This window comes from Candidatus Desulfolinea nitratireducens, from assembly GCF_982879505.1.
The window spans coordinates 1-9611 of the sequence record NZ_CEYOSI010000129.1 but is presented as its reverse complement, the minus strand read 5'-3'; the positions used below and the strand labels follow the sequence as shown (position 1 = coordinate 9611).

The window sequence follows — 9611 nt, the reverse complement described above, 5'->3', positions numbered from 1 at the left end:
AAACTCAACTGATTAACCTGATAATTGTCCGGATGGAGTTTTTAAACCCTACGGGCGTTGAATGGAGTTCTGTTATTTTTCTAACGAACAAAGTCATTATAAACAAAATCTATGAAACGGTATTGATAGTCTTTGTTACCGAGGTAACTTAATTGTGTCGCGCCATACCCATTAATGATTTCTTCTGCTTCGTCTGGTTCTATTCCTACCCAGCCTGCGGCTGCATTTGCAGATATGATATTGCATACAGGGTCAACATCTTGGAAATTGCCAGCATAAGCTATGCAAATTGCTTGAATAACAGACCATGAATTTGCATAATCTTTTCGCCCGTTTTTGTGCGGTCCTGCTAGATTTACTATGCTATGAAAATGACCACTATCAATAGATAAAGTCATCTCGCCATAAATATTTTCACTTAACAACTCAGGCATGTTGCGCCTGTTAATCAATATAATATTTTGATTTCTTGGACGATGGAAAGCCATGTCAATGTCATTGTGACGAATACCACCCCGACTTTCAAATATCGAAACTGCGCGGAGTGCAACGTCAGTAATGTTTTGTGTGTCGGTTTCTGTTACTTCGAGAGATTTTTGTGGTCTGAAAATAAAAATGAAGGGTTTGCTATCTTCAACTTTTATTTCTTTTTCGGACTGTAATCCTTCTTGATTCAACTGTGTAAGATAACTCAGGAATGCTTGAGTATATTTATCTTGTACGGGCGTGCTAACGAAATTAGGCGTTGAGATAATCTGGGTAGGAGAAGGTGTTTGCGAAGCCACAATTAATAAAATAAAAATAATTCCTAGCCCAAGAAAAATAGATAAATTTTTGTAGGTGAATTTCATCTTGACTTCTTTGTCTGTTGCAGAAATGCCAGCCGCCATCGCGGTAGGTCTGCCAGTTACCCGACAGGCCCCGCACAGATCCCGGCGTGCGGAACTACCGCACCGGGCTCTTCAAAGATACTCGCATCCGCAAGGCATTAAGCCAGACCAGGAACAAACATCTTTCTTTCACGTCTGGGGCGGTTTACGATATGGGGTTTCAAAACGCCGAATTGGGCCAAGAGTTGATTGAACCCATCCCAATTATAGCTCTTTCGTTGGCTGCGTTGATTTAGATACTTCCACATAAACTTGGTGGCCAGATAATGGAACAGAGCCAGACTTGGCAGGTTTCCATGAACACCAAAGTAATTGAAGTATCCGCGCAGTTTCGCATTGAGAGCTTTGAACAAATCAGGTAAATGGCGATGCCGGTTCTCTTTACACCAGAGCTTGAAACGCATCAGAGAATTTCGCAGGCTTTTGCGGGCAGTGCGCTTGTTGACATGCGGCTTACCCGACCGGTCTTTACCCCAGCGAAACTCAAATCCAAGAAAGTTGAAACTGGCACTGCCCAACGCACTATTAGCGCTGAAGGGAATAATCTGCGTTTTCTCCGCAGACAGCTCTAGCTTGAACTTCCCCAGACGTTTACCCAGTGCTTCATAGAAACGCCGGGCATCTTCTTCCTTCTCGAAGGCGCAGACGAAATCATCTGCAAATCGTATCAGACACGCTTCTCCGCCACAGTGCGGGATAACCACTTTCTGAAACCACAAATCAAGCGCAAAGTGCAGGTAGACATTGGCGAGGATGGGCGAAATTATCCCCGTGGGGTTTAAAAACCTCGTCCGAAGTATTTTACTCTAGAAAAACAGCAACTTCCCTTGTGCTGGCTGCAAAAGCTTCTGTGCAAATATGCCCGTACCCTTTAAAAACCTCATCCGTGTTTTTTCCCCTATAAATACAGTAATATTAAGTCTTCGATAATACATCATTCTGATTTTTCGAGGAAATTACATGGTCTGGTTTATCCTGCGACACCTGTTTTCATCACTTTTATCGATTTTCAGCCTCTCCCGATTATCTGACCCAGAAAAAGACCTTGAAATCCTGGTGCTCCGTCATCAATTGGCTATCTTGCAGCGTAAACTCAAGCACCCAATCAAACCAACTCGCATTGAGAAAATGACTTTAGCTGTTCTTGTAGTCAAGCTAAAACATTTCTCGCATAAATCCACCAACCATTTTTGTGACCTCATTCTGATCTTTCAGCCTGAGACGATCTTTCGCTGGCATCGAGATTTGGTTCGCCGGAAGTGGACGTTCTCAATCAAAGGAATTGGTGGGAGACCTTCCCTTTCCAAGGATACCAATGATCTCATTCTCCGTTTGGCTCAGGAAAACCCTCGCTGGGGTTATGGAAAGATCCAGGGTGAACTGATCAAGTTAGATATTATAGTGTCTCAATCGACCATCCGAAGCATTCTCCGCCGTCATGGCCTTTTGCCAGCTCCTGTGCGTAGCGGTTCGATCGGCTGGAAGCACCTCATGGCACATTACAAAGACCAGATTTTAGCCTGCGATTTCTTTACTGTAGAGACAATTTGGCTCAAAACGATCTATGTGCTGTTCTTTATAGAATTGGGCACCAGACGCGTCCACTTTGCCGGGATCACTACCAATCCCAACCAAGTTTGGGTCACTCAACAGGCCAGGCAACTGGTTTGGAAACTTCGCGAGCAATATCTTTCTCTTCGTTTCCTGATCCATGACAATGACACTAAATTCTCCCAATCCTTTGATGTTGTCTTTCAGTCCGTGGGGTTCCATGTTATTCACACCCCCTACTCTGCACCGAATGCCAATGCCTTTGCTGAACGCTGGGTTCGCTCAGTCAGGGACGAATGTCTGGACCATATCCTTATCTTGAGTGCGCTTCATCTAAGACGTGTCCTGCTCGAATATATTGATGGCTACTACAATATTGCTCGCCCCCATCAGGGGATTGGGCAGCAGACCCCTATCCCCCAAGCAAGACCTGCAAGTGGAACCATACAGTGTAGAAATGTCCTGGGTGGCATCATCCACGATTACTATCGTGCCCCCACTCCCCTTGCTCTTTCCACTACTTGAGTTTCCCAGCTCGTTACCCCCAACCTTCTTTTGTGTTTTGGTGCGTCTCGTTGCTAATCTGAGCGTTCTTTTTCAGTTGAATTCCCTCAATTCACCGTTTTCGAAAACCCTTCTTGGTCTCAAGGATGGTCGGTTTGCCACCTTTTTAGCCCTGTTTTCTGTCGGTTGAGGTTTTTGCACGGTACGGGCTTTTCCTATCCTGCTCCTTGCCTTTATAATTGAACAAATGTTCGCTCATCTTACCGCCCATTCCGCTTACTCCTTGCAAGAAGGACTTGCGACACCGACAGAACTGGCTCAGGCAGCCAAAGCACAAGGGATGCCTGCGCTGGGAATGACAGACCACAACCTGCTCACCGGTGCTGTTGAGTTCGTACATGCCTGCAAGAAAGCCGAAATCCAGCCCCTCCTCGGCCTAGAGATTGACCTGAGTACAGGCAGGTTGCCCCTGCTTGCAACTAGTCAGGAGGGTTGGGCGAACCTGTGCCGACTGAGCAGCGCCCTGGCACTTCAGGATGATCCAGAAGAACCTTGCTCGCTCGATCTGCTGGTATCTTTGTCCAATGACCTGATCGCCATCGGCAGCGCAGGTGGGAAAGAAGAAGCCAGACAATTTGAAACGCTCAAGGATATTTTCAGCAACCGCCTTTATCTGAGCTTGCAAGACCCAAGGGTTGGACTACCCCTCTCCAGCTTCGCACGCAGCCTGGGTGTGCAAATGGTCGTCACGCACCCGATCTATTATCTAAAACCCGAACAGGCAAGCCTGCAACGCACGCTGACAGCAATACGACTAAATCAACCGCTCAACACACTATCCGATGAAGACCTCGCCCCCGCAGGCGCGTATTTTCTCAGTCAGGGTGAAATGCTCAGGCGTTTTCATGGCTTTCAATCCGCGCTGAAGCAAACGCAGGAAATCGCTGAACGCTGCACCTTCGACCTGTCTCTGGGTGAACCCAATATGCCCCAGGTTCCGATCCCAAATGGGCTCACCCCAAGTCAGTATCTCCGTCAAAAAGCCGAATCCGGCGCAAAAAAGCGTTACGGGAAGATCACGCCGGACATCCAGGCACGTCTGGATCATGAACTCGAGACCATTGCAACAATGGGCTACGAACCGATCTTCCTGATCGTGGAAGACGTACTCAACTTCGCCCGTGAGACGGGCGTGCCTTATTCATCGCGTGGTTCGGCGGCTTCATCGCTGGTAGCGCACTGTTTGGGAATCACCAGCCCGGATCCATTACGCCTGAACCTGTATTTCGAGCGCTTTCTCAACCCTGCTCGCCAGACCCCGCCGGACATCGACACCGATCTGTGCTCTGTTAGACGCGACAGTGTCATCCGACATGTCTTTGAAAAATATGGCGAGGAGCAGGTGGCGATGGTGGGGACGATCAACCGCTTCCGCTCACGCTCGGCGTTGGGCGAAGTTGCCAAAGCCTATGGCTTAGCGCCCAAGCAGGTACGCGCAATGGCGGAAAAACTTCCGCACTCCTTCTGGGCACGCAGCCAGGAAAGAGATGAAGACGGGCAGCCTGTCTCGCCTTTTAATTTTCTACGCGAGTTATATCCGGGTGAGAAGTACAAACAGATCTTTGATGATGCCGAAGCGATCCTGAAATTGCCCCGTCACCTATCCATGCATCCGGGTGGACTGGTGGTAGCGCCGGGACCAGTAACTGATTTGGTGCCTGTGATGCGTTCAGGAGGCAAGGGCGTCATCATCACGCAATTAGACCTGGATGCGGTAGAAGAATTTGGACTGGTCAAGATCGACCTGTTGGGTATTCGCGGTTTGAGCGTGCTGGGCGATGTAGCGGAGTTCATCCAGCAAGACCAACCGGAGCGTTACCCCTCTTCCCTGTCTGTGCTGGATTCAACACCTGTGGATGACAAGCAGGTTTCCGACTTAATCGAGCAAGGCAAGACGATTGGCTGCTTCCAGATCGAGAGTCCTGGGATGCGTGCCACATTACGGGAGATCCATGCCAAGAGCACCGATGACATTATGGCAGCCCTGGCGCTCTACCGCCCCGGACCGCTAACAGGTGGACTGAAAGATGCCTTTGTACGGCGTTTCAAAGGAGAGGAGGAAATACACCATCTGCATCCGTCACTTGCGCCTCTGTTGGATGAGACCTTTGGGGTAATCCTCTATCAGGAGCAAGTCCTGCGGATTGCCCATGAGTTGGCAGGCTTTAGCCTTGCCGAAGCCGACCTACTGCGACGCGCAATGAGCCACTTCGATCCCGGCAAACGCATGCAGGAATTGCAGCGCAAATTCGTTTCAGAAGCAGAAGCACGCAGCGGTATTCTACAGGAAACGGGCGAACGGGTCTGGGAAATGATGGCCGCCTTTGCGGGTTACGGCTTCCCCAAAGCCCATGCCGCTTCCTATGCCCAGATCGCCTGGCGCTCTGCCTGGGCAAAAGTGCATTTTCCCGCTGAGTTCATGGCGGCGGTGCTGGCAAATTGGGGCGGCTATTACAGCCAGCGGGTTTACCTGAGCGAGGCGCGTCAATTGGGGCTGACGGTGCGAGCGCCGCACATCAATCATTCATTACGTAATTTCGCGGTTGCATCTGTATCAGGAGAAAAGCAGCTTTTCATGGGCTTGGGGCAGATCAAGCATCTGACAAGGAGGACGATTGAGAAGATCATCTATTTGCGCCCTTATCGTTCTTTAGATGACTTTCTGACCCGTGTTGATCCGCGCTCGCAGGAAGCGGAAAATCTGGTGAAAGTTGGCGCGTTGGATGGATTGGGTAGTATTCCTGCACTTTTACAACGCTTGAAAGGCGGTTGGCAAGCCGGACAGATGAGCCTCTTTGCGATAAATGAAGATGTAAAAGAAGATTGGTCTCTGGAAGAAAGGATGGTTGTCCAACAGGAAATCCTTGGGGTTAGCCTGGCAGCGCACCCGCTGGAACTTGTGGCCGATCAGATCGAGAAAGCCGGTGCTGTTGCGATTGTAGACGCGGTTGAGCGGATCAGTCAGCGTGTGACGGTGGCCGGAGTACGCCAGGCATCCAGACGCAGCCGCACGGCCAAAGGGGAAACGATGCTCTTTTTGACTCTGGAAGACTTATCGGGTACGCTGGACGTGATCGTCTTCCCTGATCTGTACAAACAGGTAAAGCAAATTGCGATATCCAATCATCCAATGCTAATCACAGGCGTTCTCGAAATCGACAGAGGGCGCGAAGAGCCATCCCTGAAAGCAGAAAAGATCGAGCGCGTATTGAGATGAGAATATGAGGAAGGCAGGTAGCAAATGACGGTTATGTTGAGCACTTGTGCTGATTTTGTAGAGCGTGTTGAAGAATTCGGTTTCATGTCCCTGTCGCCGATTGTTCCGGGGTTTCCTTCCCTGGGCGATGAGACGCCGGAAAATCTCTGGCATATAGGTCTCGATACCGATCCCTGGCGTTGGAAAGATCGTGCCGCTGAGGAGAAACGCCTGGCTTATGGCTGCATTTTGGGCGGTCATAAGGGTTTTGTTACGCAGCGCATGTACCCGATCTTCTATGCTGCCTTTCACCCAATGCTGGTCATGCCTGAGCGAGGGATAAATGGAACGTTTAAGCAAAGCACCTGGCAGCTTTGGCAACTATTTGAAGAAAGAGGCACGCTTACCACAGGGCAAATTCGCAAAGCCCTGGGCGTTAGCCGCAAGCGTGGCGCGAGCGCGGTAGATACTGCCATTCGGCAATTGCAAGCCGAGTACTACATTACCGTGGATGGCAGCGAGCGTAAGATCAATGCCAAAGGGGAATTCTACGGTTGGGCTGTCAATCGCTACCGTCGGGTAGCGGATTGGGCTCCGGAAGGATGGCTGGACGAGGCTAAGGAATGGTCTGTAGAGGAAGCAAGGGCGTTGATCCTGGATGACGGGGCGGCAATGTCAAATAGAGTCGATCGTCAGGAGTTAGCTAAGAAACTTGGTTGGTGACAAAGTATCACACGAGTCTGATTCATCTTAGAGTGGGCGGCATTCAATTATCATTTTGAGCTAATCGTTTTTCGATTTCTTTAGAAGTCTTTGTGATCGACAAGCCGCCAAGTGCCGTGCAGCGTAAAGCTGAGGGGAGCATCTTGCCAACTTCGTCCATGGTTTGAATCACTTCATCGAGAGGAATGACCGGGTCATAATCGGCTAAGGCCATATTGGCACAAGCCAGGGCATTGCTGGCAGCCATTACGTTTTTGCCTAAGCAGGGCACTTCCACTCGGTTAGCGACCGGGTCACAGATCATCCCAAGTATATTTTGGAGCGCCATAGAGGCCGCATTGACAGCTTGTTCGGTTGATCCGCCCGCTAGAGTAACCAGCGCTGCGGCTGCCATTCCTGAGCCAGATCCGCATTCAGCCTGGCATCCACCGACCTCGGCAGCAAAAGTCGCATGAGCAGCGATAAATATGCCAATGACGCCTCCTGCAAGCATGGCTTTCGTTACATCATCCTGTGAAAGATCCAAAGCGCTAGCAGCCCCAATCACCGCGCCGGGTAACCCTCCGCAAGCCCCGGCCGTCGGTGCTGCAACGATCAAACCCATCGCACTCTTCGATTCCATCAAGGCGGTGGTGTACATAATGATCTGATTCAACACACCGCCGTCGATTAAATGACGATTTTCCATCTGAGCCTGAAATTTACCGGATTGATAACCAAGAATCCGGCCGGTATATTCTGTGCCAGCGAGACCTGCATGAATAGCATTCTGCATAATGACGGTAATCTCTGCCATCTTTTGCATTACTTGATCATTGGTGATAGCCCCTCTTGAGCGCTCATAATGAATCGCCAACTCCCATAACTTGAGATTTTTATCGTTGTTATACGACAACATCTCCGCACAGGTGATAAACGGGACTTTAATATTCTGGAATGACAAAATCGGGAGTACTGGCGCGATTTCTTTAATGGCTTGGATATCGAATTTGGCGCGCAATTCAGAGAGAGTTTCCTGATCAAAAAATCCCTGAGACTTGATCTCAACAAGCTGAGTAGCCTCATCACGCAAGATGTGAATTTCATCAGCCGAGATATTCTCATGCAAGTAGGCCAGCAACCGATCCTTATCAGAGGCGAAATAAATAAGGGTTTCGTAGTAGTCGCCCGCCATTGAAACTTTGACACCATCAATCTCAATCACTTCGATAATGCCACCCCCGGTGGAGATAGCCGTTACTGTATGCGTTTCTTTGGCATTGGAGACCGTCATTTTGTATGTGTTCGGATGTTCGGCGTCTATGGGGGTAATTTCGGTTTTTACGTTAATACCCGCTTCTTGAATCGCCCTTGGCGAATCCGCCAACCGTTCATCCGTAGCATCCCACCCCAAGAGACCGCCAAATAACCCCATATCCGAGCCTTGACTTTCATGTGTGGTTGCCAGCGAGCCGTCCGGATCAAATTCGATGAGTACAGCTTTGATTTCCCCATCCATTAAGTCTCGGACCATCTTGCCAATCCGTACAGCGGCAGCACAATGAGAACTGGAAGGCCCACGCATGACCGGGCCGATCACATCGTTGAAAATACTTGGGTAGGTTTGGGATGAGTTTCTCAAAGCAGATTTCCTTTCTTTACACTTCTTGGATTAAAACAACCATGTACCGAGTTACTTTTGGAAAACACAATTTTCGGGCTATCGAGTTATCCACTAATCTTAAGATACCGGCTCTATTCAGCCTCTCGATAAATATTTCTGAATATGGTCCCAATGAATTCCAAATGAAACCAAAAACATCAATATGCTCACGAAAAGCAGAACGATTGGCTGAAATATATAGCCTGATACTAACCCGATAACAAGAAAGTATCCATGAAACCCAAATGGAACCCAAAAAGCTAAAGAAGAATGCTCAGTTCTCTGGCGAATGGCATCTCGTCTTGCAATTAAGATACCCAAGGAAATTAAAACAACAGTCGTGGTTGCTACCCAATCGAATTCTCTTGGAACAATCTCAGTTATAAATAGATTGGTACTTAATACCCCAACAACACCTAAACCCATTGCCATAAGAGGGGCCAACCATACCTTGATTGGGCCCTTTAGTTGGTCAAATACTCGGAAGAAAAAGGAAAACGAAAAGATTACCCAAAACCAAGCCCAGAAATTCTCGAAAGGAACACCATAATATTCGTTCGCTAAACCTGAACCCCAATCCCACATCCCTAAACGGATAGCAAGAGCATCCATTGCCAAATCAATATTTAACGCTAGCAGGCCATCCAGAAAGGGGCGAAGGTACCAAGGCAACTTTGTGCTGTTTGAAAATAACATCGCGCTATAGAGAATAATGCCCCACCCGACCCCAATCACAACGGGGACTGTATCTACCAGAACGATAAACCGACCATAGGAGTAAGCATCAAGTTGAACAATCGTTGCCCACTCCAGCAAAACCCCAAAAGCAACTCCTGCCAGAAGCCTTAGAACTGCTTGAAGACCTTCGTTTATCGCGTGTCGGAGACACAAGATGAACAAGCTAAAAAGCAAGATTTCAAATATCGTGAAATAGATGTTCATAATAGTCGGAGATGCTTCCTTCCTCTTTTTATTACACGTAATGCCAGTATTCAACTACACTTAATTACGAAATCTAGTGTTGAGCAAGCTATTCTTTCGGGCG

The 9611-nt window shown here is 48.7% G+C and carries 7 protein-coding genes; 3 read left to right on the top strand and 4 right to left on the bottom strand.

Features of this window, described 5'->3' with window-relative positions:
• Positions 1 to 80: 80 nt before the first annotated feature.
• Together AC3DOM_RS11680 and AC3DOM_RS11675 are read right to left on the bottom strand one after the other, a co-directional pair.
• Positions 81 to 890 carry a hypothetical protein gene (locus AC3DOM_RS11680; RefSeq protein WP_487919220.1) on the bottom strand — a complete coding sequence of 270 codons (810 nt, stop codon included), beginning with the start codon at positions 888 to 890 and terminating at the stop codon, positions 81 to 83.
• A gap of 98 nt (positions 891 to 988) precedes the next feature.
• Entirely contained in the window at positions 989 to 1645 is a 657-nt protein-coding gene (locus AC3DOM_RS11675) for a reverse transcriptase domain-containing protein (protein ID WP_487919222.1), read from the bottom strand.
• 205 nt (positions 1646 to 1850) lie between these two features.
• Here AC3DOM_RS11675 and AC3DOM_RS11670 point away from each other — a divergent pair, with 205 nt between their 5' ends.
• The 3 genes from AC3DOM_RS11670 (at position 1851) to AC3DOM_RS11660 (ending at position 6924) form a co-directional block, all read left to right on the top strand.
• Positions 1851 to 2966: an integrase core domain-containing protein gene (locus AC3DOM_RS11670; protein WP_487919219.1), complete on the top strand. Its 1116-nt coding sequence runs from the start codon at positions 1851 to 1853 to the stop codon at positions 2964 to 2966.
• A 226-nt stretch (positions 2967 to 3192) separates the two neighbouring features.
• Positions 3193 to 6222, top strand: coding sequence for a DNA polymerase III subunit alpha (locus AC3DOM_RS11665; RefSeq protein ID WP_487919218.1), 3030 nt, complete (start codon positions 3193 to 3195; stop codon positions 6220 to 6222).
• A gap of 24 nt (positions 6223 to 6246) precedes the next feature.
• Positions 6247 to 6924 (top strand): AlkZ-related protein, encoded by a 678-nt coding sequence (locus AC3DOM_RS11660; protein ID WP_487919217.1) that lies wholly within the window; start codon positions 6247 to 6249, stop codon positions 6922 to 6924.
• A gap of 43 nt (positions 6925 to 6967) precedes the next feature.
• On the opposite strand, the gene AC3DOM_RS11655 is transcribed toward AC3DOM_RS11660, so the two are convergent.
• A complete protein-coding gene (locus AC3DOM_RS11655) occupies positions 6968 to 8488 on the bottom strand; it encodes an L-serine ammonia-lyase, iron-sulfur-dependent, subunit alpha (RefSeq protein ID WP_487919221.1) in 1521 nt (506 codons plus the stop codon).
• A gap of 174 nt (positions 8489 to 8662) precedes the next feature.
• Positions 8663 to 9508, bottom strand: a complete 846-nt coding sequence (locus AC3DOM_RS11650; RefSeq protein WP_487919216.1) for a carotenoid biosynthesis protein — start codon at positions 9506 to 9508, stop codon at positions 8663 to 8665.
• Positions 9509 to 9611: the final 103 nt, after the last annotated feature.